The sequence below is a fragment of the Paenibacillus sp. S-38 genome, assembly GCF_049942825.1.
In the GTDB taxonomy this organism is placed as follows: domain Bacteria; phylum Bacillota; class Bacilli; order Paenibacillales; family NBRC-103111; genus Paenibacillus_G.
On sequence record NZ_CP187970.1, the window covers coordinates 5,781,463 to 5,805,442 of the forward strand.

Genomic DNA, 23,980 nt, shown 5'->3' on the forward strand with positions numbered 1-23,980 from the left:
GTGCTAATCAGGTTCAGATCATTTAAGCGTGAACGACCGGCATAGCCGTCGATTGGAAGTAGATCGACTCCAGTACGTGGAGCAGCGCCTTCACCGTATCGAGCGAGGTCATGCACACGACGCCGTTCTCCACCGCTTCGCGGCGGATTCGGAAGCCGTCGCGCTCCGGTGTCTTGCCCTTCGTCAGGGTGTTCACCACAAAGTGTGCTTCACCGCCGCGGATCAGATCAAGAATGTTCGGCGTGCCTTCGCTCAGCTTGTGAACGCGGGTCACCTTCAGACCGGCATCCTCAAGCGTCTGCGCCGTGCCGCCAGTTGCGATGATGCGGTAGCCGAGCCGTTCGAAGCCGCGGAAGATCTCCGTCGCCTCCTCTTTATCCTTATCCGCGATCGTTGCGATTATCGCACCGGCCGGCGGCACTTTCATACCGGAGCCGATGAAGCCCTTGTACAGCGCCTTGGCGAACGTTTTGTCGCGGCCCATGACTTCGCCCGTCGATTTCATCTCCGGTCCGAGCGTCGTGTCTACACGGCGCAGCTTCGCGAAGGAGAAGACCGGCACTTTGACCGATACATAGTCGTCTTCAGGCCACAAACCTGTCTCGTAGCCCATGCTCGCGAGCGATTCACCCGTGATGACGCGGGTGGCGATGTTGGCCATCGGAATCTTCGTAACCTTGCTCAGGAACGGCACGGTACGCGAGGAACGAGGGTTCACCTCGATGACGTACACTTCGTCCTGGAAGATGACGAACTGGATATTGACAAGACCGACGATCTGCAGGCCTCTGGCAATCTTCGTCGTGATATCGACGATCTTCGCTTTGAGCTCCTCCGATACGGTCTGCGGCGGATACACCGAGATGGAGTCGCCGGAGTGAACGCCCGCTCTCTCGACGTGTTCCATAATGCCCGGAATCAGGACGGTTTCCTTGTCGCAGATCGCGTCGACTTCCACTTCCTTGCCGAGCATATAGCGGTCGATCAGAACCGGATGCTCCGGATTGATCGTCACAGCATACTCCATGTAGCTCAGGAGCTCCTCGTCGGAGTAGACGATCTCCATCGCGCGGCCGCCCAGTACGTAGGAAGGACGAACGAGAACCGGATAGCCGAAGCGCGAAGCCATGCCCACCGCTTCGTCGACGGAAGTGACCGTGCCGCCCGGCGGCTGCGGGATGTCCAGCTTGCGGAGCAGTGCTTCGAACTTCTTGCGGTCTTCCGCCGCATCGATGTTCTCGAGATCCGTACCCAGAATGCGCACGCCGGCTTTGGCCAGCGGTGCCGCCAGGTTAATGGCCGTCTGGCCGCCGAACTGGACGATAACGCCGATCGGCTTCTCGCGTTCGATGATGTTCATGACATCCTCGAAGAAGAGCGGCTCGAAGTACAGGCGGTCGGACGTGTTGAAGTCCGTCGATACCGTCTCCGGGTTGTTGTTGATGATGACCGCTTCGTAGCCCGCGTTCTGGATCGCCCATACCGCGTGAACCGTCGAGTAGTCGAACTCGATGCCCTGGCCGATCCGGATCGGACCGGAGCCGAGCACGACGATCTTCTGCTTCTCGGTTTCTTTCACTTCATCTTCCACTTCATACGTGGAGTAGTAGTAAGGTGTCGTCGCTTCGAACTCGGCTGCGCACGTATCGACCATCTTGTAGACCGGCTTCAGACCGAGACCGAGTCTGTAGGAGCGAACGTCCGCTTCCTTCGTCAGGTTGAGCCCTTTGCCTGCTGCCGCACGGATCTCGGCGATCGCACGGTCCGTAAAGCCTTTGCGCTTCGCTTCAAGCAGCAGTTCTTCCGTCAGCTCCGGCTGGAGCAGCTCCGCTTCGAACTGGATCATCTTCTCGAGCTTGTGCAGGAACCACCAGTCGACCTTCGTCAGATCCTGCAGCTGCTGCACGGTGTATCCGCGGCGCAGCGCTTCGGCGATGAGGAACATGCGCTCGTCGTCGGGCTTCACCAGACGCTGTTCCAGCGTCGCCTGGTCGAGCTTGTCGGTATCCTTCAGGCAGAGGCGGTGTACGCCGATCTCCAGGGAACGGATCGCCTTGTGGATCGACTCCTCGAACGTTCGGCCGATCGCCATGACTTCGCCCGTTGCCTTCATCTGCGTGCCGAGCTTCCGGTTCGCCGCCGTGAACTTGTCGAACGGCCAGCGCGGAATCTTCGATACAATGTAGTCGAGCGTAGGCTCGAAGCAGGCATACGTCTGGCCTGTTACCGGGTTCACGATCTCATCGAGCGTATAGCCGATCGCGATCTTCGCCGCCATCTTGGCGATCGGATAGCCGGTCGCCTTGGAAGCCAGGGCGGAGGAACGGCTGACACGCGGGTTCACCTCGATGACATAGTACTGGTAGGAATGCGGATCAAGTGCGAACTGCACGTTGCAGCCGCCCTCGATGCTCAGGGCGCGGATGATCTTCAGCGATGCCGAACGCAGCATCTGGTATTCACGGTCGGACAGCGTCTGGCTCGGCGCTACGACGATACTGTCGCCGGTATGTACGCCGACCGGATCGAAGTTCTCCATGTTACAAACGACGATACAGTTGTCGTTCGCGTCCCGCATGACTTCGTATTCGACTTCCTTCATCCCGGCGATGCTTTTCTCAACAAGGCACTGGTTGATCGGGCTGTACCGGATCCCGGAGGAGACAGTCTCAATCAGTTCTTCTTCATTGGCGCAGATCCCGCCGCCCGTACCGCCGAGCGTGTAAGCCGGACGCACGATGATCGGGAAGCCGATCTCGTTCGCGAAGTCCACCGCTTCCTGTACGGTTGTGACGATGACGCTCTCCGGTACCGGCTGCTCGAGCTCGCGCATCAGATCGCGGAACAGATCGCGGTCTTCCGCCTTCTCGATCGCCGTCAGCTGGGTCCCGAGCAGCTTGACGTTCTCACGCTCAAGCACGCCTGCGCGCGCCAGTTCTACGGCCATGTTCAGGCCGGTTTGGCCCCCCAGCGTAGGGAGAAGTCCGTCCGGACGCTCCTGGCGGATGATCTGGGTTACAAAATCAAGGGTGATCGGTTCGATATATACTTTGTCGGCCATGTTCGTATCGGTCATGATCGTGGCCGGGTTGGAGTTGATCAGAACAACTTCATAGCCTTCTTCTTTGAGCGCCTGGCAGGCTTGGGTGCCGGCATAGTCGAATTCCGCCGCTTGTCCGATGACGATAGGTCCCGAACCGATAACGAGGATTTTTTTGAGCGAATTATTTTTCGGCATAGTGCAGCTCCCCTTTCGATACGGATGCATACTCCGTGCTGCCCGCTTGGTAAGTAGCGGCGATCTGCGCCTGTCTAGGCAGCTTCGGATGGTTGGCTTTATGGTCGCGGATCAGCTGCAGGAAGTCGTCGAACAGGTAGCTCGAGTCGAACGGTCCCGGAGCCGCTTCCGGATGGTACTGTACCGAGAAAGCCGGGTACTTCTTATGACGCAGGCCTTCAATGGTGCGGTCGTTGTTGTTGATATGCGTTACTTCCAGCTCGGTGCCGGCAATGGATTCTTCCTTTACCGTGTAGCCGTGGTTCTGGGAGGTGATATAGCAGCGGCCGGTAGCCAGATCCTTCACCGGATGGTTGCCTCCGCGGTGGCCGAACTTGAGCTTCTCGGTATCCGCGCCGGCAGCCAGTGCGAACAGCTGGTGCCCGAGGCAGATGCCGAAGATCGGGAACTCACCGAGCAGCTCGGATACCGTCTTCACCGCATGCTGTACATCCTTCGGATCCCCAGGGCCGTTGGAGAGCAGCACGCCGTCCGGAGCGATGCGGCGGATCTGTTCAGCCGTGGTGTTCTGAGGCACCACGACGACGTCGCAGCCGCGCTTGGTCAGGTCGCGCAGAATGCCGCTCTTCGAGCCGAAGTCGATCACGACGATGCGCTCCTTGGTGCCCGGGCAGTGGAACACGTTGTTCGTCGACACGCGCGGCACCTGATCGGTCATCAGCGGAACAGCCTTCATCTGCTCGAGAAGCTCCTCGACGCGTTTGTTCGAAGTGGTGAGCAGGCCCTTCATAACGCCGTGGTGACGGATACGGCGGGTCAGCATCCGGGTGTCGATGCCGGAGATCCCCATGATGTCGTATTCCTTGAGCAGGGAGTCGATCGAGTACTGGGCTCTCCAGTTACTCGGCACTTCCTCATGCTCGCGCACCACGAAGCCGTGGATGAACGGGCGGATCGATTCGAAGTCGTCGCGGGTGATCCCGTAGTTGCCGATGAGCGGATACGTCATCGTGACGATCTGGCCGCAGTACGACGGGTCGGAGAGAACCTCTTGGTAACCTGTAATTCCTGTATTAAAAACGACCTCGCCGACCGAGTCGCCGGAACCGCCGAATGCTTTGCCGGTAAACACTGTACCGTCTTCCAACACTAATCTTGCTTGCATGAAGTCTCACTCCTTTGTCGTAAATACACCGGGTACCTCTTCACTAGAGGGCTTTGTGGTGCGAAGGCTTCCCAAACCGGTTGCGTTCCCGAACGATAGGCCCGCGAGGGACCTGCTAGCTTCGGATCCGACTTCCTGAAGAGATGCCCATAGAACTTGGTCTCTCGATCACAAAACCTCGATTATTCGCCTAGATACGTTATGCGCCTAAGCTTGGCAGGGTTACCGCCTATATTCAGCAGAGAGTCGGGTTACCGTACTAAAGCAGCAATCCAGTCCGTCCGGTCCCTCCGCGTGATTGTCCTTGCCCGCTGCTTCTTACTCAGCGGACCAGACCACCTGGCCGCTTACCATCGTCAGCGCCGGCCAGCCGCGCAGCTTCCAGCCGGTGAACGGCGTGTTTTTTCCTTTGGAGAGGAACTCCTCCGGATTTACTTCCTTCTCCGTCTCCAGGTCGATCAGCGTGAGGTCCGCAGGCTTGCCGGCCTCCAGCCTCCCCCAAGGCAGTCCGAACACCTGCGCCGGCAGCTTCGTCATCTTGTCTACGAGGAATTCCAGCGTCCACTCGCCCGTCGCCACGAACTTCGTGTACAGGAGCGGGAAGGCCGTCTCGAAGCCGGTGATGCCGAACGGTGCGAGCTGCATGCCGCGGGCCTTCTCTTCGGCACTGTGCGGCGCATGGTCGGTGACCACGATGTCGATCGTGCCGTCCACCAGACCTTCGATGCACGCCTGCACGTCACGCGGGGTGCGGAGCGGCGGGTTCATTTTCCAGTTGGCGTCCATGCTGTCCGGAATGTCTTCGTCCGAGAGGAGCAGGTGGTGAGGGCACACCTCAGCGGTAACCTTGATGCCGAACTGCTTCGCATGGCGGATCAGGCGGACCGACTGCTCGGTGCTCACATGGCAGACGTGATAGTGAACCCCGGTCGCTTCCGCAAGAAGAATATCGCGGCCTACATGAATCGCTTCGGATTCGTTCGGGATGCCCTTCAGGCCGTGCTTACGGGCGAACGCGCCCTCGGATACCGCCGCTCCTTCGACGAGCGTGTTGTCCTCGCAGTGGGCGATGATCGGCATGCCGATCGAAGCGGCCTTCGCCATCGCATCCTTCATCATCTGCGCGCTCTGCACTCCGACGCCGTCATCCGTGTAGCCGATGACGCCGGCTTCCTTCAAGGCATCGAAGTCCGTCAGCTCGCGGCCGAGCTCATTCTTCGTGATGCAGCCGTAAGGCAGCACGCGGACGATCCCTTCCGTCTCGGCCTTATCCAGCACGTACTTCACCGTCTCCACGGTATCGATCACCGGGCGGGTATTCGGCATGCAGGCGATCGTCGTGAAGCCGCCCTTGGCGGCCGAGCGCGTACCGGAGGCGATGTCCTCCTTGTACTCAAAGCCCGGCTCCCGCAGGTGGACGTGCATGTCGATCAGTCCCGGGGCGAGCAGCTTGCCTGCCGCATCCACCACCGTATGCCCTGCCGTGTCCGGCTGGCCCGCTTCCGCATCCACGATGCGTTCCACGACACCGCCGTCCACCAGAATGTGCTTCTTCGTTACCTCACTGCCGGCTGCCACCACGCTGGCGTTCACTATCCAAATCCCCATGGGAACCTCCGATCCTGTTATCAACAGCTTCTATATAGTAGAAGAGCTTAGTTCAAGCTCCGGATACACTCTGGTTCTTAACTCAGTGCTCTTTCGATGACGGCCATCCGGATCGGTACGCCGTGACTCATCTGCTGGAAAATCTTCGACTTCTCGCACTCGACGAGCTCGTCATCGATCTCGACGCCCCGGTTCACCGGAGCCGGGTGCATGATGATCGCGTGGGGCGCCATGCGCGCCGCCCGCTCCACCGTGAGTCCGTAGGCCGCCCGGTATTCCTCCGCCGAGCCGAAGAGCGTGCCTTCGTGGCGCTCGAGCTGCACGCGCAGCATCATAACCACATCCGCCTTCAACGCTTCATCGATCGTCACGTACGGGGCGTGGCCGGCAAGCTCTGCAGCCTGCATCCCCTGCGGAGCGCAGAAGCTTACCTTCGCACCCAGCGCCTGGAGCGCCCACAGGTTCGAGCGGGCCACCCGGCTGTGCTGGATGTCGCCGACGATCGCCACGTTCAGGCCCTTGATCTCGCCGAACTGCTTGCGCATCGTGTAGAGGTCAAGCAGCGCCTGTGTCGGATGCTCGTTGTTGCCGTCCCCCGCATTGATCAGCGGGAACTTGATTTTCTGGGCGAGCTCGGCGAGCAGACCGTTCGGCTTCATGCGGATGACGCCTGCGTCGACACCCATCGACTCGATCGTGCGGACCGTGTCATAGATCGATTCCCCTTTTTGTACCGAGGAGACGGCGGCGGCGAAGTTCAGCACCTCCGCTCCGAGGCGCTTCTCGGCCACCTCGAAGGAAAAGCGCGTTCTCGTGCTGTTCTCGAAGAACATATTCGCTACGAACCGACCCTGCAGGCCGTTCGATACCTTCACCGGATATTGTTCCCAGTAGGCCGCTCGATCCAGAATGGACGTCAGTTCGCCGGCCGTCATGCCTTTGGTGCCAAGCAGATGCTTGTCTGTGTGTACGCTGAGCTGTGTCATTCGGTTGGCCTCCTCTGTCCTGTAATGATGACCTGGTCGATGCCGTCCACCTCGGACAGCTTCACTTCGATCGATTCCTGCTTGGAGGTCGGAATGTTCTTCCCGACGAAGTCCGGCCGGATCGGCAGTTCTCTATGCCCCCGGTCCACCAGCACCGCGAGCTGGATCATCTGGGGCCTGCCGAGGTCCATCAGCGCGTCCATCGCCGCCCGCACCGTCCGGCCCGTGAAGAGCACGTCGTCGAACAAGATGAGCTTGCGTCCCTGCACGACCAGCTTCTCCTGCCCGTCGGCCGCAGCGGATTCTTCCCCTCCGGTAACCGCCGTCTCGAGAGAGACGATGCGGTCGTCCCGGTAGCGCGTGACATCCACTTCCCCTACCGGCGCCGGGATGCCCTCGATCTCGCGGATCCGCTCGGACACTCTCCGGGCCAGGTGAATCCCGCGGGTCCGGATGCCGATCAGGAGGCAGTTCTCGAAGCCTTTGTTCTTCTCCAGTATTTCATGGGCAATCCGGGTGAGCGCCCGCCGCACAGCGATTTCATCCATGAGCACATGCTCGGTTTGCAGCATCGCGGTCCGTCCTCCTTCATCTCTCAAGGCCTCAGGCCCTGTTGAAACTCCTGCGAAAATAAAATAACCTTGCCGTCATTGGCAAGGTTATGTGTACACCCGAACAGAACCGTCCCAGGGAGATTTCTACGCATGGCAGCGCCAGCGGAAATACTCCAAGTGGAGAATCCGATTCATCGTTCACCTTGCCAGCCTCACGGGACTGTTTTTAAAGGTGCTATGCAGTTACCAAGGATTATCCCACGTTCGACACGGCTTGTCAATACTTCCCGAATCTTCGTTAGGACTTCATTCGATCTTCACCCCCTCAGGATTGCCTGACCCCGGTGTTTTATGCTATGAAAGGTGGAACACTCGCTCACTTCCTCCAACCCTTTTACAATGCGTATTTTACATCTCTTTCTTCCATATAATTATTTTAATTACTTGAAGTGTGATTGTGTTTTGTGAGCACGGTTGTGAGCATGAAAATTTCTATTGCTTCAACCGTGCTCCCTAGAACACGAAAGCCTCCCCCCTTTTAACCCTCTGCCAGCTCACCTGCAGGTCAGGTGTCCGGATGATCCGGCGAAGAACCGCTGTGATTTCTCCCGGTACCCACCACTCATGATATGCCGATCCAGACGAGCACGGTGGTAGCCAGCTTCCTGATAATAAATATTAGCATGTCGTATCCCGCCTGCTGGTTCAATACTTCCGCCGGATCGATCCGGCCTGCCCGCTCCCCGGCCGCCCAAAGGATTTGCCACAGCCAACTCATAACAGCCACTCCACAAGCTCCGCGAGTGGATCCGCGAGCTACTCCAAGAAGCTGAAGCTCACGGAGTTTCTCCTGCTGGTCGGTGATCGCCACTCTCTGAGCCTCGGAGAGCTCCTTCTCCATAAGCTCCGCAAGGTCCGTCAGCATCTTCTGATATCCGATCCGTTTCGCTTCGCGCTCAAGGTACTCATCGTTCCGTTTTGCCATCGTGCAGCCTCCTCCGTGGTTTGTAATACAGCATATTGTCGAAGGCTTGGGCAATATATCTTGTCCGGTTGACTTTTTTCGCGGAAGGATTTATAAATTCTTCGGGGAAAGATTTAGCGAGGTGATTTGGGTGGATATCGTTTGTAACCTGAGGGTCATTTTCGCGGAGATTAAGACGAAGGATCGAACGTTCCGGCAGGAAGATTTTGCGGAGCGGGTCGGGCTAAGTAAGGCGGCGCTCAGTGCGCTGGTTAATGGTCACACCTTACCGACGCTGCCGGTTGCTTACCGGATCGCTCGGGCGCTGGGTCGGCCAGTGGAGGAAATATGGGAGTCAAAGGATGAAACGAAGGAGAATGACTATGTACCCACCAGAAGTGCAGAGGGAGATCGACTTCATGAAGGAAGAACTGGAGAAGATTAAAAAACGTCATGGCGAGAACTCGTTTATCTACCGGATAGCACTTGCAGGCGCTCGATCCAGGATGTTGGAACTGACTCCTATTTCGAAAGACGAAAAAGAAGCCCCCTGATCATTGGGAGGCTGGAAAATAAACAAAAAAGGACCTTGCGAAGATCCGCAAAGGTCCTTTTTTGTTTATCTGTCCTTTCTTCCGGCAGATACACTGGATGCCGCAACGAGAGAATTAAACCGCCTTTCGGCCTTTCTTCGATTACGGTCTCCATCTTTTCCGTTCAGAAGCTTTTGCAGGAATTCGTCAACAGTAATTTCACCGTTATGGTAACGATCCCTCAAGCTGGATTCCTGAGGTGCTTTGGCCATTGATATCAACCTCCCCAGTTTGTTTAAGAATTACTTTATCAAAAAGCATTAGGATGGACAATGCATTCGCGAAATATGTCATATAAACTTCATCATCTTTCGAGAAAGAGTTCTTTTCTTGTCCATCAATGCTTAATACCCCAATCATTTTCTCACCACTCTTGATAGGTACACATATTAGGGAGTCATAGACACGAGACGCTAAGGGGTTGACTTTAAATTGTTTCCCTTCTGCTCTTATGTCTCCATCACTGTAAATTTCACCAGTTCTATATGTATACCCTGCAGCAGAGTTATGAATAGGCAATCGAAGATTTTTTTTGCCGCCTGGGCTGAAACCGAAACCTTCGTAAATCATTAGGTTACCGGTGCCAGGTTCTTCGACGAAAATGGCGGTTCTATGTGCGTTGGCTTTTTCTTTTGTGAGGATAGTACCCATTCCATACAGAATAAGTTTATATATGTCGGCCTTTCGGTCATTAAACTCTTTCATCGTTTTTATTGTACATATGCAATCTGATACTTCCAAATATGCCTGATCGAGCAACTTGAGGATTTGAGTTTTTTGTTTCGCATCCTCATTAAGCGTATTGAAGTTTTTAACATGCTGTTCAACTACAGTGGTCAGCTCCTGTACTTTCGCGTTAGGCGCAAGTTTGATCGGACCTAGTGTAAATTCTTCACCGCTTCTCACCCTCATAATACCGACGATGAAGAGCGCCGCGACACCCAAAATCACCAGACTAGCAAGCACTGTCAAAGTCCATGGTTGGGCTGTTACTATTTTTTCAAGAAATCCGAATAATCCCTCGATCGCTGTATCCACTTTTTCACCTCGAATGTAGTGTAGACATTATGCCATGAAATATGGTTTCACGCGAATTCTAAAGGATATTTTATGTATTAGTAGCACAAAACAAGCGCCCCACCATTTCGGCAGGGCGCTTGTTTTACAACAACCCAACAGAACTGCGATCCAGCACGTCTTTCTTGATCGGGTAGAAGCCCCCCCCTATTCGGAGGTAATTATACAACACGAATAAATTTAACTTTTTCCCGTGCTAAGAATATAAAACTTTCCTCAGAGCTTATCGTGATCGACTCCTCAGAAATCTGATCGACTACTCCTCTTGCCACTTCTTCCTTTGATCCTCTGGGCGTCTCCAATTGATATACCACTTCTACTGTGTCGCCCACTTTGACATTCTTGTCCATGATAATCGCCTCCTGATTAGAATAGTTTTCCACTTCCCTCCTTTATTTATCGGTGTAACATTTAATTTATTACACACAAAAAATCCCCCACCAGCCGCAGCCAATGGGGGATTCATCGTTAAATTACTTTCTGGTCGCTGCTTGTGCCGGCATCCACTAGCTTCGCAGGCTGAACCTTTGCGTTATGATCCAGCCACGCTTTATGAATGGACGCCTTGATTTCATCTGCGGAAAGATTGATACCCACTTGCTCGAGCTTATCGGAAGCATACTCATATGCCGCGGACAGTTTAGCTTCTCCGCCCATCCCTTTAAATATGGTCTCAGCATGTGCGAATGCTTCAACCCCAACCTTTCTCAGGACCTCCCGCTGGGAGTCCGTAGTCTGCGCGTTGTACAGCTCCAGAGCCTTCTTTTTGACTTGCCTGAGGCCCGCAAGTGCAATCAATGCGGCAATGGTAAGAACGGACTGGGCAATTTCAGTGATATGAGGTTGAATGATTTCCATGATCATGATTAAATCGCTCCCTTATTAATTAAGTTTTTGATTACTGTAGCCATCGCGGCGAAGGTCACCGGTTCATCGGGCGAATGATCATCTTCAATACCGCCCGCTTCTTTCAGCCAGGCGACCGATCTTTGCTTCCAGTCATCACCCGAGACTGTCGGCGGCGTGATCGGCTCGTTCTCCACGATCCAGATCAGCAGAGCATGGTTCACCATGCGCTCCCCGGCCCCCTGGTTCTGACCCAGGCTGCCCTTGCCCTTCTGGGCCAATACGCTGGAGCCGCCGCCATCGAAGTTCAGCGCCCAGGTGCATCCCTTCGACTGCATGTACAGCGTAGCTTCCTCTAGCGTCAGGCCCTGGTCGTACTGCGTCCGACCGTCTGCCACGGCAATATGCAGGTCGCCCGACGCATCGATGCCATATACGGTCCGCTGCGCGCGGCTTGTGCCGATGTCATCGGGCACTTCCTGGAGGACCCGGTAATAGTCCCAGCACGGGTTGCCGTTTTCAATCAGCAGAGGAGCTCCCTGCACCAGCACATCCCACTTCACCGTCGGGTCGAGCTGCCCAATCTGCGGCCGCCCGCCCTTGACGCCAAACTCGTGCCAGCTGAGCATCTTGCCGTACGCTTGGGCAATCACTTGGCCGTCGGCTACCGCATCCCCAAGCACCTTGCCATCCCAGAAATACGGTGCATTGGTTGCAAAATCCGCTCCGTATTCCGCAAGCAGCTCAGAGACCTTGGCGCCGGTCCGGGCAACAAACTGAAACCGAAGCTTTTTACCATCAAGCTTCAGGTACCTGACGTCGGTGGCCTTAATCTTGTAATCCCCATCGCAGCGCTTGAGCACGCCGCCCTGGGCGTAGATCCGTTCTTTCACAACCGCAGGAAGCAACTTCAACCCCATCCTTTCAAATACATCCCTTTTGAATCTGTCGCGATCAAATAACGTGTGGTGTGGGCAATCTTTGCCGTATACCACTTTGTGCGGTTGCAGATTTTCCCATGATGTAAATCCTTGCTGAAGCATAATTTTGGCGACCACATCGACCGCGTTGCGGTATGTAGCCAGATCAAGCGGCTCTCCTGGTTCCACTGCCTCGCAGGCAATCTCCACGCCGATCCAATAGGTGTTATAGTCGCCATTACCGTCGCCGGCGTGGTACGCATTCTCATCATAGGGAATGTGCTGAGTGGCACTGTCCTTATCGACCGTCACATGCCAGCTGACGACCCGGTCCTTGACCGTGGCCATATACTCCCCATGCATTTCATCGCCCGCCCCGTCCTTCCAGTTGTTCGTGGTATGAAAAAGGACGCCGCGCGGCTGGCGCTTGCGTCCTGGACGATTCTTGCTCCCTGCAGGGATAAATTTTTGCTTGATTGTGCTCATAGGGTCCTCCTCATGGATTGAACGTATTCCCTCTTGTTCATGGCTGCTCTCCTTTCTTGTCGATCTTACGCAGGCAGATGAACAGGTCGAATTTATTCTTGTAGGTCATGACCGCGAGGATCACCAGCCCCGCCGTTGTCCCCACCTGTGCGAGCAGCCACGCGAGTAGCTGCCATTCTTCAATGTCAGGATTCCGAAATCCAAAGACTTCCGAGGCCCGGATCCAGACCGCCACGAGCATCTTGACGGTATAGGCGGATAAAAAAAAGAGCATCGCCAGCAGAAATGCGCTGACAACACCCTTCTTGAATCTCTCCAGAAAGTATTTCCGATGTGCGGAGATGATATAAATCGAGCTGCTGAGCGTTACGGTGTACAGCAGCAAAAGCATCATGTCGATGAATTCGATCATGGCTATTCTCCTTTTTCATAGATGAGGTATTTCGAAAAGTTGTTCCGCTGTATTTCCTCCTGCAGCTCCCGGGACACGTCGCGATAGCGGTCTATGCTGATAGAAACTCTTCTGGATGCATGGTTAAGTTCTATCTCTTTGTCCTGGAGCCACGGGGCGAGTCGTTTCAATAATCGCATAATCACGACGCCTCATCCTCCCCTAGGTTTATCCCTCTTCAAGTTCTTAACCACGTCGCGTATCTCTTCTAACGGCCCCCTGATCTCATTGATCGTTTTGGTTAGCTCATCACGGTCCTCTTCCGCCTTGTCCAGCAGTTCCCGCGGCACGATCTTGCCGGTCATGAAGAGCCGCAGGACATAGAGCACAACGACCAATAGAACGATCGCCAGTATCAGGGCTACGCCATATCTTTCAGCGAGTCTTGCCGTTTGCTCCACTTGAACTAATTGATCCGGAGTCATCCCCTCGCTCCCCTCTCGGTCTATGATAATAGCCCCGATCGGCTCGGGGCCTTGTCTCTATAACTTGTCAGCGAATGCGTCGCTCGTGGCGTATCCGTAGCCGGCCGTCACCGCATCGATTTTCAAAATGGACCCGGTGGTCAGCGGCATCGTCCTGGTGCAGTACAGCACCACCTTGATCACAGTGCCGGCGTAACCTGCAGGTACGGTGAAAACCTCCCGGTAAAGGAGATTGGAGGCCGTGGGTGTGAGGCTTTTCAGCTTCCGGAGGATCTTCCCATCCTCGCCGACTACCTCCGCGGTAAGGTCCGGCGTGCCATTTGTTCGGTAGGAGGCAAGGAAGGTAATCGGTGCTCCGGCCATCGCCCGACTGACCGGAATCGAGTAGACCAGCTTCCGCCACGCTGCTCCTCCGGTGACCTGGATGTAATCAAGGCTCTCCATGAGCATCTTATCCCGCGTGAAACGACCGCGGCCGCCGACCCGGCCACCGTACACCACACCACGCTGCGCGCCGCCCGCTTCGAAGGAAATCTCCCCACCAGCATTATGCACGATGAGGTTCTCGGGGATCTCTTTGACGGTCACCTTCTTGTCGTTGTAGGTCGTGATCCTGCCGGAGCTTACCTTGGACAGGGAGACCACCGCCGACGTTAGCTCACCGAACACAGAGTCGGTATCCAGCTGGATCCGCTCGTATTTGTCGCCCTCCACGTAAATGAGGTCGTTCGTGCAGCCGCAGTCGTAGGTGTTCCCTTTGAATGACACGTTGCAGTTCCCCGTATTCGCCTCCTTGGTGAGCACATACTTCGGAGCCAGCTCTCCGCCGACTTTGTCACTAACAGGCCCACGGCAGAAGACATTGTTCTGGATGGAGACTCCTTCATATTCGCCAAAGAGCTGGATGTGCGAGAGGAACTTCTCAGGGAGCGGGGGATCAAATGCCAGACCCGTAGACTTGAGGCCGCTACCGCACCGGTTGAAGAGATTCTCCGCGATATGCACATGCTTGTTCAGCTGCTTTAAGATGATCGCATTGCCGGCCACCCGATCGAAAAAGTTCTCGATGATCTGGTTATACTCGCAGGCAAATAGTGCCATTGCGAAGCTCCGATCAATCCACTCGAATCGATTATGAGCGATTAGATTCGCCTTGGCCTGGACCAGGTCAAAGGCTGAGGCGCCGACGAACGTGCAGTCTTTCCATACCGAATCGATGATTCGGCCCTTGAAGATCGCGTCGACCCCGTAATTGGTAAAGTCGCAGCCAAAAAAACGGTAATTATGATATGATCCCTTCTCTCCAGAAGGCGCATCGAGCACCACCATATCCTTGAATGAGCAGTTCCGAAAACGCATGGAACGCGGGCTCGACTTCTCCGCGATCTTGGCGAAATTCGCGAAGCAGAGGTTGTCGATCGTGGCCCGCGTTATATCTGCGGCGAACAGCACATTGGAGTTTGCACCAACCAAAACCGAGGCGCCCGAATAGAAGTCGCCATACTCCGGCCAGTACTGTTTATTGGATGCAGTTCCTTCGAAGAATACATTGTCCAGCCGGCTAAGCTGGCCTTTGATGAGAAAAGGACCAAGGGGAACCTTGATCTTCTCCCCAGTTTCCCGCGCCTGGTCAATGGCCCGCTGAAAAGCTGCAGTGCAGTCCTCCTTCCCGCCAACAACTGCTCCCTGCTCAACTACATTAATCATTTAATACTCGCTCCTCAGCCCCTCGGGGCATAAAAATTAGCCCCGATCGGATCGAGGCCAACTTGTTTAGAGGTATTAAGCTGTATTGCTTTGAACTGTGACTTCGTTCCATTGCGACTGGTTTTCACCGCCCGCATACATACCAATTTTGGTTCGGCCGGCATACTCTGTCGCATCCCCTGCGGAAAGTGTGAAGTCCATAGCAGCCGTCGCACTTCCTTCAAGGTACACTTTGATGTTGTTACCAGACACCACGATTTTGATTTCATGGCTCGTTGTCGTGTTGATCGTGGCGGCCACTTCGTGCAGCATCGTGGTGGTTGCTGTGCCAGTCGCGTCACTGCGTTTATATAACTTGAGCTCTTTCCCGGCTGCTGCAGCATCATACTTGACATAGAGGTAGTTCGTGCCGTTCAGGCCACGGAATACGAAACCTTGTTTGCCTCCGGCCGCGAAGACTTTATAAATGAGCGTGTAATCTCCGGAAGGAGCTCCTGATTCGTTATAAATCTTGTCCCCGGTGGTTCCGATATATTTTGCCGCACCGCTGACAAGCTGCCAGTTAGCTGGCGTGGTAGCCACCAACGTATCCCAAGGCTGTCCGGTTTCTGGTGCATGCCCATCAAGCGAACCGTCGGGACCAGAGAAGGTATCCCTGAAGTACACTGTAGGCCCGCCTGTCGGCGCTGCATCCGTTGTAACGGCCAGTGCTGGGGAAGCTGTAGATGTGTTTCCGTTCGCATCCCGGGCTTTTAAGGTGAAGTTGTACAGGGTCTCCGGGTTCAATCCTGGGATGGTCGTCTGTGTTCCCGTACCCACTGTAACCGCCGTAGGGCCGCCTTCGATGATGTAATTCGTTACGCCGACGCCTCCCGGGTTGGGATTATCAGTGACCGCTGTCCAGGAAAGCGTGACACTGTTATGCGTCTTACTAACCAGTGTAGGTCGTGCCGGCACATTCGGCGCAGTGTTATCCGTTGTAGGAGTGCTTGTCGCAGCGTTGCTTTGTACAGTGAGCTCGTTCCATTGGCTGGTATTTTCCCCGCCTGCATACATCCCTACTTTGGTTCGGCCCGCGTATTCCGTCGCATCCGCTGCGGCGAGCGTGAAGTCCATAGCAGCCGTCGCACTTCCTTCGAGGTACACCTTGATGTTGTTACCCGATACTACGATCTTGATATCATGGCTGCTGGTCGTGTTGATTGTAGCAGCCACCTCGTGCAGCATTGTAGTAGTTGCGGCTCCCGTGGCGTCACTGCGTTTATACAGCTTGAGCTCTTTCCCCGCTGCAGCAGCATCGTACCTAACGTAGAGGTAGTTAGTGCCGTTCAGGCCACGGAAGATGAAGCCCTGTTTTCCGCCGGCTGCATAAACGTTATATAGGAGTGTGTAATCCCCCGAAGGCGCGCCTGATTCGATGAGAATCTTGTCTCCGCTGGTTCCGGTGTATTTTACTGCACCGCCTACGAGTTGCCAGTTCGCCGGCGTAGTTGCTACCGAGGTATCCCATGGTGCCCCGGTCTCTGGCTGGTGAGCATTGAGTGAACCATCAGCGCCGCTAAACGTATCCCGGAAGTACACTGTAGGCCCGCCGCCTGCCGGCGCTGCGTCCGTTGTGACGGCCAGCGCCGGAGATGCCGCGGACGTATTTCCGTTCGCATCCCGGGCCTTCAGGGTGAAGTTGTATGGGGTATTTGGATTAAGACCGGAAATGATAGTTTGAGTGCCGGAACTAACAGTTACGGGTGACACCCCACCTTCCACGATGTAACTTGCTACGCCGACGCCTCCCGGATTAGGGTTATCAGTGACTGCTGTCCAGGAAAGCGTGACACTGTTATGTGTCTTGCTGACCAGTGTAGGCCGTGCCGGCACATTCGGCGCGGTGTTATCCGTTGCTGCTGGGGGCTTAAGCGTTGCAAGGAATCCGACTCCGGAATCAGCCATTTTCGTGGACCCTGCAGCATTAGGGTGGACACGGTCTGTTTGGTAGTCCGTTGAGTAATCCATTCCGATGCCGAACATGTCCCACACTGGGCATTTCAAGTCGTAAGCGAGCAACCGCGCCTCCGCGTTATGGTCCATGAGGCTGTTACCCAGGAGGTTTTTGTCCTCATTTTTCACTACCGCTCCCGGTGGGCCATCCCGCGGTAGGGAAATGGCAATGACGACGATAGCGTTAGGATTCCAACTCCGGATCAGGTTCACCGTTGCCCTAAGCGTTCCCATATGGTTGTTGTCCGTTGCGGTATCTGTATAAACACCCTTGGCGATCTCTAGACGCGGATCATTGCCACCAGAGTACAGAATGTACACATCCCCGGTCCTATCCCATGAATTTCTGTTGGAATAGATCGAGGTATTCGTCGCGCCCAGGGCTGTCTTCCAAGACCAGGGCTTCCCCGGGTATCCATATTTAATAACGGTCGCCCCTGATTTGGCCGCAAGTTTGGTAGACCATCCCTGGCCGTCAGGCACGTCCTGTTCAGCAACTACAGAATTACCGATCAGGATAATTTTCTTGCCTTTGAACGGTTGGGCAATGATAACACCTCCGTCACCTCCACCCCCTCCCTCTAAAACCCCGGGTATATTGCGCACTAATCTCCCAGAGCTTGTTTTGACTGGCGTTCGTTTCCTAACCCTGCTCATAACAAAATCACGCCTTTCTTCTGGATTTATGCAAAAAAGCAAGCAGCCGGCTATTCGGTTCTTGCTTCTAATGCCTTCTCTTCAGTTCCCTTTTCTTGATCGATCTGCTCTTGCCTCTCCAGTACAGAAAGAGCTGTGTACAATTCCCGTTCCTCCTGCTGCAGTACATACATTTGCGCTTGAATCTGCATGATTCGTTGCTTGATCTCATCTTTCATCGCTGATTCTCCTCCTGAGTGGAAATGCCCTCTTTAAGATTAATTCTTTCGGTAACAAAACCTTGAACCCCCACGGTTGCCGTTTCGATCGGCCCGATCGCATCCGGTTTGAGCAGCAGCATTGCATTGGAGGCAAGCATGTTTCCCTCATCATCAAATTTCTGATAAGTGACTCGGTACTGCATGAGCTCCCCATCCTTATCAAAGTTCTGAGTGATAGACATGATCTTGATTTTCATGGTTTACCTCCTATCCTGCAGCATAATTGAAACGAAGGTTGTGATAACCAAGGCGCCATGCAAGAACCCGATACATGAACTTCTTCCCGGCTGGCCCGTGTATCGTAAAGCTGTCCACTCCCCGGACAGGTACGGTAAACCCGCTGCCGTCGATCCCCGTTACATGAACCTGGTAATCGTCCCCGTTAATCTCGACGGTCTCCAGGAAGATAGAATCCATCTGAATCACAACGGATCCGTCATCTCCGATCTGTCCCTCACCGAAGTCCTCGAATCGATTTTCAGGACTCTCCATAGCGTATAGCAGCTGCTCACCATGGCTGGCCGTCTGCACGAATGCTGACTTCGTGCCGCCGACGCTGAAGGCTTTCTCCACGCGGAATTGTCCAGTGTTCCACCAAGCAGTTACCTGGTTATTTGCGTAGATTTCCATCTGCCCGTCCTGGGACCAGTTGAATCCTGTATCGTTATCGCCGATCGCCACTGAAATTGCAGGTGCGCTATTCATCGGATTTTGGGCGGCTCCGTTGTGGAGGAACGTTTTACCGTACACGTTCACTTGCCCTCGTCCGCGTACTGAAAACATCGGGTTCCATCCGTTGAAAAGGCTCACTGCCTCGAAGATGCTCGTATCGTCATTCGCGTAACGATTGGCCACAATAGCTCCTACAGATGAAGTAGAATCCTCATAGTTAACGAGATATGCCCCAAGTTTTACTCCTGCTGGGATCCCATCGAATGTGTTTGCGGCTATCTGACGTCCAGGTTTACGGCGAACATCGAGAGAGATATTTGTGTAGTCGTTCGCTATGGTTACAACGGGGTAGAAGACCCCTCCGTTTGTCGCCCCATGATCAACCGTTCCAAACTGAAGCCCTCGGTTGCCACCAATTCGTACACCATCAATACTCTTAGTTGAAATCTCATCGAAGTATCGGATGAAGTGATTTGTGTCGGTCCCGTTGATGCTGCGGATATAAAGAGGCATATCATTCAGGTTTAGTGAAAACCCGGTACCAACATTGAGGTGACGCCCGCTTGTCCAGATATCTCCGGACTCACCACTTAACTTCCAGTCAACTGTCCGGTTATCACTCGGCCTTACCGCCCGAAAAAGAAAACCCTCGCCGCCCATTCCGTCATTTGCCGTATTGAAAATCTGCTTGATCCGGTATTTGTCAGTACCCATCGTTTCGTTTTCCATGTTAAGGACTACATCACGTCCAGAAGCTCCAGTCGCTTTAAGGGTAAATAAAGCATTGTCGCCGGATTTTATTACAGATAGCCGGCCAAATTGTACCGTGTCGGCCTTCTTTAGTGGCTGGTCAAAGTCACTCTTATGAACTGCATTCTTCTGCAGCTCATCAAGTGCGGCATATGTTCTCTGCCATTGCCAATTAAGCCAGTTGGCCGGTACTCTGTCTCCAAGCTGGTAACCTTCAGTTTTTTCCGTCTCCGAGGGCTCTACACCTGGATTGAGCCACTCTGCAAGCGGGGAAGTAAAAGGCATATTGATCCTCCTTTCTTAGATCGGCAGATCAGGCGCGTCATCCCCGGCATATACATTACCCAGCGTGCCGCCCGTCGTCCTGTTATCATCGCTCAGACCCAGCTCGATAGAATCTGGGGCCCCTACCTCAGTGAGCTCGAATGTTCCCGCGAAGCTTACCGTCTCTACTCGAACGCCCGGAGCTGCCACGCTCTTTACCAGCTGAAGGAACTGTGTTGTCGTGAGCCCCATAACGTCAAGTCGATCGATAGGGAGATCGGCCACCCGGATCGCTGCCGGCTTTGGATCCACCTCATCCTCCCACAGCTCCTCTAGCTTGATCGTGGACGGATCAGTGTCCAATGCCAGAGCAAGCACCTCGATGATCGAATCCAGCGTCCCGGTTGAAAGATTCCTGGCGATCTTCGACCGGATCAGGGCCCTGTAGATCGGGTCGCTTACGACGCCGCGCGGCTGTCCGACGTTGGAGCCGATCAGATCGAGCGTAGTGCCCTCTGCCTGGTCAAGGTCACGCCAGGCGTGAATCTGCCAAAGCACAGCCTCAATCTCGTCCATGGGTTCCGCGGCCAGTCTTAAAAGCTTACTGACGTTGCTCTCCGGGTTCTTTTTGTAAACGTCAGTAAGACGGCTCCTCATCTGCTCCCAAAAGCTCATGTCACCGTCACCTCGATACCTGCAGCATTGATCTGTGCCACCTGCTGCTCCTGGATCGCGATGTCATTCGTGGAGTAGCTGCCGGCGGTCGTTCCGATGCCTCCATGCACGTTCTCCACGCCTGTGACGGTGTATGCGGCCCGGATGATCTTCGCCCACAGGACGTCCTCTCCCATGGTACCCCCAGCGTACACCGTGCCGTCCGCAGCTTCTCCGCCGATGTACTGCACGATGGCATCTTTCACCTGATCGGCCACGTTAGAGGCTGCCGAGGAGTTTGTCTCCACCTGCAGGTTGGCGAAGATTGGAACCGTCGTCGGCCGGCTGAAGCGAATGGTCCGCAGCGTGCCGGATATGTCCGCAACTTGTTGGGTAATGCTTCCCCAGGTCCGTATTCCGCCCGCTTTGTTGTCAAAGATGGCCCGGGCGATAGCAGCCTGCTCTCCGCCCAAGACATAGGTCTCAAAGGAATTGGGAGGTCGTCCTTCACTATCAGGCACTTCTTCTTCGTTCTCGACTACCTTTACAGCTCGGACGCCGGGCAGGGCAGCGACGGCAGCCTGCAGGGAGTTCAGCGTCGCGGATCCGCGAGCTGCCCGGGAGGTCCGGAAGCGGGCACGGAATGCTGCGTCGCTTTCGCGGTCGGCCCCGTTCTCGATGGCCTCAAGGTTTGTTATAGCAGTGAGGTTCGCATCCGGATTGACCAGGACGCTAATCTCCCCGACGTCTGCGTTCCCGCTGCTCCCCGGGTTTACGGCCTGCACGGTCGTAATGCCCTTGCCATTGCTGTCGAGCGTGACCGCATTCGTGATCACATACTGCGTGCCCGAGGGCTTTTGTGCCAGTAGCCCGGGGGTTACCGTATAGCCGGCCGTCCCCGTCAGCTCAACCGGCCCGCTGGCATAGGTGTTCACTATCCGCTTCACGCCCGCCTGGACACCGAGGCGGTCAAGGGAGACGCCTTCCGCCGTGTCCACGAATGCGGACAAGTACACTTTCTCGGCAACCATCCACAGCACGGAGAGAAACCAAGCAAAAACCCGCAAGATTATGCCCACGGGCGACATTCTTGATGTATTGATATCTTCGCCGAACAACTCGCGGGCTTTTGCTTCGCCCTCTGCAAGCAGGTCGGCATACGTCTTACGTTTAAAGCCGCTGCTATCCAGCACCAGGTATCACCTCGTTTGACTCCAACGTCCGGCCATTCCAGGCCGTCGCCTTAAATTTGATGGATAGCACCCGCTTCGCCCGGTCGAAATTGACAAATTCAATCAGGTCCACCGAGCGGATCCGCGGCTCCCGCAGGATGGCTGCCGTCAGCTCCGCCTTGATCACAGCGTAATTCGGGTTCTTCACGAGAATCTTGCCGTAATAATCTACACCCATGTTCGAGTCGAGGAACCACTCGCCCTTGTAGGTTGAGAGCTCGATGCGGATGCACTGCAGCAGCTCCTCGTCGCCTTCGACCATCTGCAGCTCGCCGTTCTTGATGACCAGGTCGCCGTCCTCGCTCAATTTGAAGCTCTTCACCCAATCACCCCTATTACGATCGCATCAGAGAGGTGGTGCGTCCTGTTAATCTTCGGGTCGGCCGGCTGCCCGGCCAGCACGTGATCGATCGCCCGCTCCGCGACAACCGTGAGGACGATGTCGCCCTTCTGGTAATGGGGTTCATACTCCCGGACCTCGCCACCCTCCACTCGGTACCGCTGCCTCAAGCAAGGGGCATTCGTGATCGGAGGAAGCGTGACGGCCGTCCCGTCTATCCGAACCTGCTGGAAGAGCGGCTGCAGGTCACACGTCAGGCTCCCAGGATTGAAGGAGAGCACCCGACAAAGCTGGGCCGTGTGCAGGTTAAGAACCGCCCGGTCAATCATGCTGCGAAGCATGTTCTCGAAATCCCCCATCACATCAGCTCCATTTCCGTTGTGAATTCTGAATCGTTGCAGATATGCCGGCCCCGGCAAATGCGGTACACGAAATTGTAGTTCACGCTGAGCACCTGCAGGATCTTCGCGGTACCGAACCTGTGATTCAGCAGGCTCTGGACCGTGAACTGCTCCTCCTGCTCCTCGTCCTTCTTGCCGTAGGTGACCCGGGCGGTTGTGGACCGCTTCCGCTTCGTCTTCGGCTGCTTTGCGACATAATCCAGGTTGGTCTTTGCAACGTCAACCATGGTGAGCCGCGGCGATCCGATCAGCCCGGTCTCCTCGCTCAGCACGAAGTCCGTCTCTTCACCGAAGAAGCGGGAGCAGACATACACCTGGCCGCGCGCCATGAAGGCTAGGGCGTTGCAGTCCGTCGCTACCTGCTTGAGGGAGTCAACGATCCGGCCGTAAACCGAATAGCCCCGCGGATACGTGACGTCGTCCGGGAGCTCTATCTTGCCGACCGGCAGCCCGAGCTGTCTGATCAGGTCCGTTATGATGGTATTCCCGGTTGTGCCCGGGCCGTACGTTTTTTCGAGCTGAGCCTCGACGTATACGTGGCTGTCGATCCCTTTAATCACGATGCGGCTGTCCGGCTTCTCATGGAACGGCGTCATTTCAGATACCTCACCTACGAAGATGCTTCCCCGGTCGCCACGATACCCGGCATTGATGACCAGCTGCTGGCCGGCAGTGATCCTGTTGTACGTGTCGGCGGAGACGTTGTAGATCGTCACGGTCGCCTCGTTTGGGATCACGTCGTCGTCGAAAGGGACGTCGAATTCGATGTCCAGCCCGCTCTGGCCGTCCATATAGAAGCGCAGGTCCCCAACCAGCACCTCCACCTCACGTCCGAATGCGTTGATCTGTGTCACGGCTCCACCTCCAGGAAGACTGTCTCCTGCAGTGTGCCCCAGGTGACCGTCTCGACGATGCCGCTCGGGTCTAGGGGAGTGATCGTGAAGCGGGGGAAGCGTTCATCTGCTATGGACTGGAAGAGGGGAGACCCATACACCAGGGGCTCACCCACAACGAGCAGCTCTCCGCCGGCAGAAAGGTCCGCCGTGAAGAAGTCGAACATGTCGTTATAGCGGATCTCCCACTGGTACCGGACGTTTGCGATCACCACTTCGAATCGATAGGGGATCGCGGCCTTGTTGATGTTCAGCCGGTACATTTACACCACTCTCACTTTCTGCCCGACCTGCAGCTTCCGCGGATCCACTCCTGGGTTCAGCGCCTGAATGGCTGCCGTGGTCGTTTTGAACGTGCCAGAGAGACTCCAGAAGGTATCCCCGGACTTGATGGTCGCATACACCTCGCTGGTTTTCTGCTCGAGCTGCTGCATGCCTTGGTTGCCGGTCGCCGCGGCCGCCGTGCCGGTAGGGTCTGTGGACTCCGGTACCGACTGGGTCACCGTGACGATCCGAGCCTCCTCGAGCTCCAGCGAGAAGCGTAAGCCGTTGGCAATCTTATAATCATGCTCGGTCGGCATTCCCTTAATCAGCATGGTATAGGCAGCGTTCCGTCCATCATACACAACCAGGTCACCACGCTCGGCCATGGCCCAGATCTGATTCCTCTTATCGCCGGCATCCGGACCAACGACTTCGCCGGTGAGGGATAGGCGCCTGGCCGTCTTTTTGATGTGGTCGGCGATATCCTTGCCCTTCTCGACAGGCCGTGTCGGTATCTGGACTTCAAAAGGCACCCGCTCCTGGACCACATGGATCTCGATTCCGTTCAGCGTCGCCAT

At 55.5% G+C, this 23,980-nt stretch carries 26 protein-coding genes; 2 read left to right on the forward strand and 24 right to left on the reverse strand.

All coding sequences use genetic code 11. The features are described from left to right. Positions 1-22: 22 nt before the first annotated feature. The 6 genes from carB to ACP26L_RS25470 form a co-directional block, all read right to left on the reverse strand. Positions 23-3,238: a carbamoyl-phosphate synthase large subunit gene (carB, locus tag ACP26L_RS25445; RefSeq protein ID WP_426447513.1), complete on the reverse strand. Its 3,216-nt coding sequence runs from the start codon at positions 3,236-3,238 to the stop codon at positions 23-25. Continuing rightward, the gene (gene carA, locus ACP26L_RS25450; protein WP_426447515.1) at positions 3,225-4,403 is read right to left on the reverse strand and encodes a glutamine-hydrolyzing carbamoyl-phosphate synthase small subunit; all 1,179 of its coding nucleotides are present in this window, start codon (positions 4,401-4,403) and stop codon (positions 3,225-3,227) included. The genes carB and carA overlap by 14 nt, the downstream gene beginning before the upstream one ends. A 318-nt stretch (positions 4,404-4,721) precedes the next feature. Next, entirely contained in the window at positions 4,722-6,011 is a 1,290-nt protein-coding gene (locus ACP26L_RS25455; RefSeq protein ID WP_426447517.1) for a dihydroorotase, read from the reverse strand. 77 nt (positions 6,012-6,088) lie between these two features. Further along, the gene (locus tag ACP26L_RS25460; protein WP_426447519.1) at positions 6,089-6,997 is read right to left on the reverse strand and encodes an aspartate carbamoyltransferase catalytic subunit; all 909 of its coding nucleotides are present in this window, start codon (positions 6,995-6,997) and stop codon (positions 6,089-6,091) included. Beyond that, complete coding sequence (gene pyrR, locus ACP26L_RS25465) at positions 6,994-7,569, reverse strand: bifunctional pyr operon transcriptional regulator/uracil phosphoribosyltransferase PyrR (protein WP_426447521.1); 576 nt, start codon at positions 7,567-7,569, stop codon at positions 6,994-6,996. Before pyrR ends, ACP26L_RS25460 begins: the two co-directional genes overlap by 4 nt. Positions 7,570-8,173: 604 nt before the next feature. Then, positions 8,174-8,536, reverse strand: coding sequence for a hypothetical protein (locus tag ACP26L_RS25470; RefSeq protein WP_426447523.1), 363 nt, complete (start codon positions 8,534-8,536; stop codon positions 8,174-8,176). A gap of 130 nt (positions 8,537-8,666) precedes the next feature. On the opposite strand from ACP26L_RS25470, the gene ACP26L_RS25475 reads away from it, so the two are divergent. After that, positions 8,667-8,960: a helix-turn-helix transcriptional regulator gene (locus ACP26L_RS25475; RefSeq protein ID WP_426455087.1), complete on the forward strand. Its 294-nt coding sequence runs from the start codon at positions 8,667-8,669 to the stop codon at positions 8,958-8,960. Then, positions 8,935-9,069 carry a hypothetical protein gene (locus ACP26L_RS25480; RefSeq protein WP_426447525.1) on the forward strand — a complete coding sequence of 45 codons (135 nt, stop codon included), beginning with the start codon at positions 8,935-8,937 and terminating at the stop codon, positions 9,067-9,069. Before ACP26L_RS25475 ends, ACP26L_RS25480 begins: the two co-directional genes overlap by 26 nt. A 204-nt stretch (positions 9,070-9,273) precedes the next feature. Here the strand turns inward: ACP26L_RS25480 and ACP26L_RS25485 are convergent, their stop codons facing one another. The 18 genes from ACP26L_RS25485 to ACP26L_RS25570 form a co-directional block, all read right to left on the reverse strand. Further along, positions 9,274-10,146, reverse strand: coding sequence for a GAF domain-containing protein (locus ACP26L_RS25485; RefSeq protein WP_426447527.1), 873 nt, complete (start codon positions 10,144-10,146; stop codon positions 9,274-9,276). A gap of 200 nt (positions 10,147-10,346) precedes the next feature. After that, positions 10,347-10,535 carry a hypothetical protein gene (locus ACP26L_RS25490; protein WP_426447529.1) on the reverse strand — a complete coding sequence of 63 codons (189 nt, stop codon included), beginning with the start codon at positions 10,533-10,535 and terminating at the stop codon, positions 10,347-10,349. A 118-nt stretch (positions 10,536-10,653) separates the two neighbouring features. Next, positions 10,654-11,049, reverse strand: coding sequence for a phage holin, LLH family (locus ACP26L_RS25495; RefSeq protein WP_426447531.1), 396 nt, complete (start codon positions 11,047-11,049; stop codon positions 10,654-10,656). 2 nt (positions 11,050-11,051) lie between these two features. Then, positions 11,052-12,437, reverse strand: a complete 1,386-nt coding sequence (locus tag ACP26L_RS25500; RefSeq protein ID WP_426447533.1) for a phosphodiester glycosidase family protein — start codon at positions 12,435-12,437, stop codon at positions 11,052-11,054. 37 nt (positions 12,438-12,474) lie between these two features. Continuing rightward, the gene (locus ACP26L_RS25505; protein WP_426447535.1) at positions 12,475-12,849 is read right to left on the reverse strand and encodes a hypothetical protein; all 375 of its coding nucleotides are present in this window, start codon (positions 12,847-12,849) and stop codon (positions 12,475-12,477) included. A 191-nt stretch (positions 12,850-13,040) separates the two neighbouring features. Beyond that, a complete protein-coding gene (locus ACP26L_RS25510) occupies positions 13,041-13,313 on the reverse strand; it encodes a hypothetical protein (protein WP_014371558.1) in 273 nt (90 codons plus the stop codon). 57 nt (positions 13,314-13,370) lie between these two features. Next, the gene (locus tag ACP26L_RS25515) at positions 13,371-15,020 is read right to left on the reverse strand and encodes a glycosyl hydrolase family 28-related protein (RefSeq protein WP_426447537.1); all 1,650 of its coding nucleotides are present in this window, start codon (positions 15,018-15,020) and stop codon (positions 13,371-13,373) included. 75 nt (positions 15,021-15,095) lie between these two features. After that, positions 15,096-17,621, reverse strand: coding sequence for a fibronectin type III domain-containing protein (locus tag ACP26L_RS25520; RefSeq protein ID WP_426447539.1), 2,526 nt, complete (start codon positions 17,619-17,621; stop codon positions 15,096-15,098). Between the two features lie 101 nt (positions 17,622-17,722). Then, on the reverse strand, positions 17,723-17,890 hold the full coding sequence (locus ACP26L_RS25525) for a hypothetical protein (RefSeq protein WP_426447541.1): 168 nt from the start codon (positions 17,888-17,890) through the stop codon (positions 17,723-17,725). After that, a complete protein-coding gene (locus tag ACP26L_RS25530; RefSeq protein WP_426447543.1) occupies positions 17,887-18,129 on the reverse strand; it encodes a hypothetical protein in 243 nt (80 codons plus the stop codon). The genes ACP26L_RS25525 and ACP26L_RS25530 overlap by 4 nt, the downstream gene beginning before the upstream one ends. A gap of 10 nt (positions 18,130-18,139) precedes the next feature. Continuing rightward, positions 18,140-19,639: a hypothetical protein gene (locus ACP26L_RS25535; RefSeq protein ID WP_426447545.1), complete on the reverse strand. Its 1,500-nt coding sequence runs from the start codon at positions 19,637-19,639 to the stop codon at positions 18,140-18,142. Between the two features lie 15 nt (positions 19,640-19,654). After that, positions 19,655-20,194, reverse strand: coding sequence for a hypothetical protein (locus ACP26L_RS25540; protein ID WP_426447547.1), 540 nt, complete (start codon positions 20,192-20,194; stop codon positions 19,655-19,657). Between the two features lie 95 nt (positions 20,195-20,289). After that, a complete protein-coding gene (locus ACP26L_RS25545; protein ID WP_426447548.1) occupies positions 20,290-21,339 on the reverse strand; it encodes a baseplate J/gp47 family protein in 1,050 nt (349 codons plus the stop codon). A 115-nt stretch (positions 21,340-21,454) separates the two neighbouring features. Beyond that, positions 21,455-21,826 (reverse strand): DUF2634 domain-containing protein, encoded by a 372-nt coding sequence (locus tag ACP26L_RS25550; RefSeq protein WP_426447550.1) that lies wholly within the window; start codon positions 21,824-21,826, stop codon positions 21,455-21,457. After that, positions 21,823-22,185: a Gp138 family membrane-puncturing spike protein gene (locus ACP26L_RS25555; RefSeq protein ID WP_426447552.1), complete on the reverse strand. Its 363-nt coding sequence runs from the start codon at positions 22,183-22,185 to the stop codon at positions 21,823-21,825. The genes ACP26L_RS25550 and ACP26L_RS25555 overlap by 4 nt, the downstream gene beginning before the upstream one ends. Positions 22,186-22,202: 17 nt before the next feature. After that, a complete protein-coding gene (locus ACP26L_RS25560; protein ID WP_426447554.1) occupies positions 22,203-23,099 on the reverse strand; it encodes a phage protein in 897 nt (298 codons plus the stop codon). Then, positions 23,096-23,401, reverse strand: a complete 306-nt coding sequence (locus tag ACP26L_RS25565) for a phage baseplate plug family protein (protein ID WP_426447556.1) — start codon at positions 23,399-23,401, stop codon at positions 23,096-23,098. Before ACP26L_RS25565 ends, ACP26L_RS25560 begins: the two co-directional genes overlap by 4 nt. Next, positions 23,402-23,980: a phage baseplate protein gene (locus ACP26L_RS25570; protein WP_426447558.1), complete on the reverse strand. Its 579-nt coding sequence runs from the start codon at positions 23,978-23,980 to the stop codon at positions 23,402-23,404.

Coding starts and splice junctions, on each gene's coding strand:
- ACP26L_RS25565 (WP_426447556.1), bottom strand. CDS start 23,401: ATGTACCGGCTGAACATCAACAAGGCCGCGATCCCCTATCGATTCGAA.
- ACP26L_RS25535 (WP_426447545.1), bottom strand. CDS start 19,639: ATGCCTTTTACTTCCCCGCTTGCAGAGTGGCTCAATCCAGGTGTAGAG.
- ACP26L_RS25505 (WP_426447535.1), bottom strand. CDS start 12,849: ATGATCGAATTCATCGACATGATGCTTTTGCTGCTGTACACCGTAACG.
- ACP26L_RS25460 (WP_426447519.1), bottom strand. CDS start 6,997: ATGACACAGCTCAGCGTACACACAGACAAGCATCTGCTTGGCACCAAA.
- ACP26L_RS25455 (WP_426447517.1), bottom strand. CDS start 6,011: ATGGGGATTTGGATAGTGAACGCCAGCGTGGTGGCAGCCGGCAGTGAG.
- ACP26L_RS25495 (WP_426447531.1), bottom strand. CDS start 11,049: ATGATCATGGAAATCATTCAACCTCATATCACTGAAATTGCCCAGTCC.
- ACP26L_RS25555 (WP_426447552.1), bottom strand. CDS start 22,185: ATGCTTCGCAGCATGATTGACCGGGCGGTTCTTAACCTGCACACGGCC.
- ACP26L_RS25510 (WP_014371558.1), bottom strand. CDS start 13,313: ATGACTCCGGATCAATTAGTTCAAGTGGAGCAAACGGCAAGACTCGCT.
- carA (WP_426447515.1), bottom strand. CDS start 4,403: ATGCAAGCAAGATTAGTGTTGGAAGACGGTACAGTGTTTACCGGCAAA.
- ACP26L_RS25470 (WP_426447523.1), bottom strand. CDS start 8,536: ATGGCAAAACGGAACGATGAGTACCTTGAGCGCGAAGCGAAACGGATC.
- carB (WP_426447513.1), bottom strand. CDS start 3,238: ATGCCGAAAAATAATTCGCTCAAAAAAATCCTCGTTATCGGTTCGGGA.
- ACP26L_RS25500 (WP_426447533.1), bottom strand. CDS start 12,437: ATGAGCACAATCAAGCAAAAATTTATCCCTGCAGGGAGCAAGAATCGT.
- ACP26L_RS25515 (WP_426447537.1), bottom strand. CDS start 15,020: ATGATTAATGTAGTTGAGCAGGGAGCAGTTGTTGGCGGGAAGGAGGAC.
- pyrR (WP_426447521.1), bottom strand. CDS start 7,569: ATGCTGCAAACCGAGCATGTGCTCATGGATGAAATCGCTGTGCGGCGG.
- ACP26L_RS25570 (WP_426447558.1), bottom strand. CDS start 23,980: ATGGCGACGCTGAACGGAATCGAGATCCATGTGGTCCAGGAGCGGGTG.
- ACP26L_RS25480 (WP_426447525.1), top strand. CDS start 8,935: ATGAAGGAAGAACTGGAGAAGATTAAAAAACGTCATGGCGAGAACTCG.
- ACP26L_RS25525 (WP_426447541.1), bottom strand. CDS start 17,890: ATGAAAGATGAGATCAAGCAACGAATCATGCAGATTCAAGCGCAAATG.
- ACP26L_RS25540 (WP_426447547.1), bottom strand. CDS start 20,194: ATGGACGAGATTGAGGCTGTGCTTTGGCAGATTCACGCCTGGCGTGAC.
- ACP26L_RS25490 (WP_426447529.1), bottom strand. CDS start 10,535: ATGGACAAGAATGTCAAAGTGGGCGACACAGTAGAAGTGGTATATCAA.
- ACP26L_RS25530 (WP_426447543.1), bottom strand. CDS start 18,129: ATGAAAATCAAGATCATGTCTATCACTCAGAACTTTGATAAGGATGGG.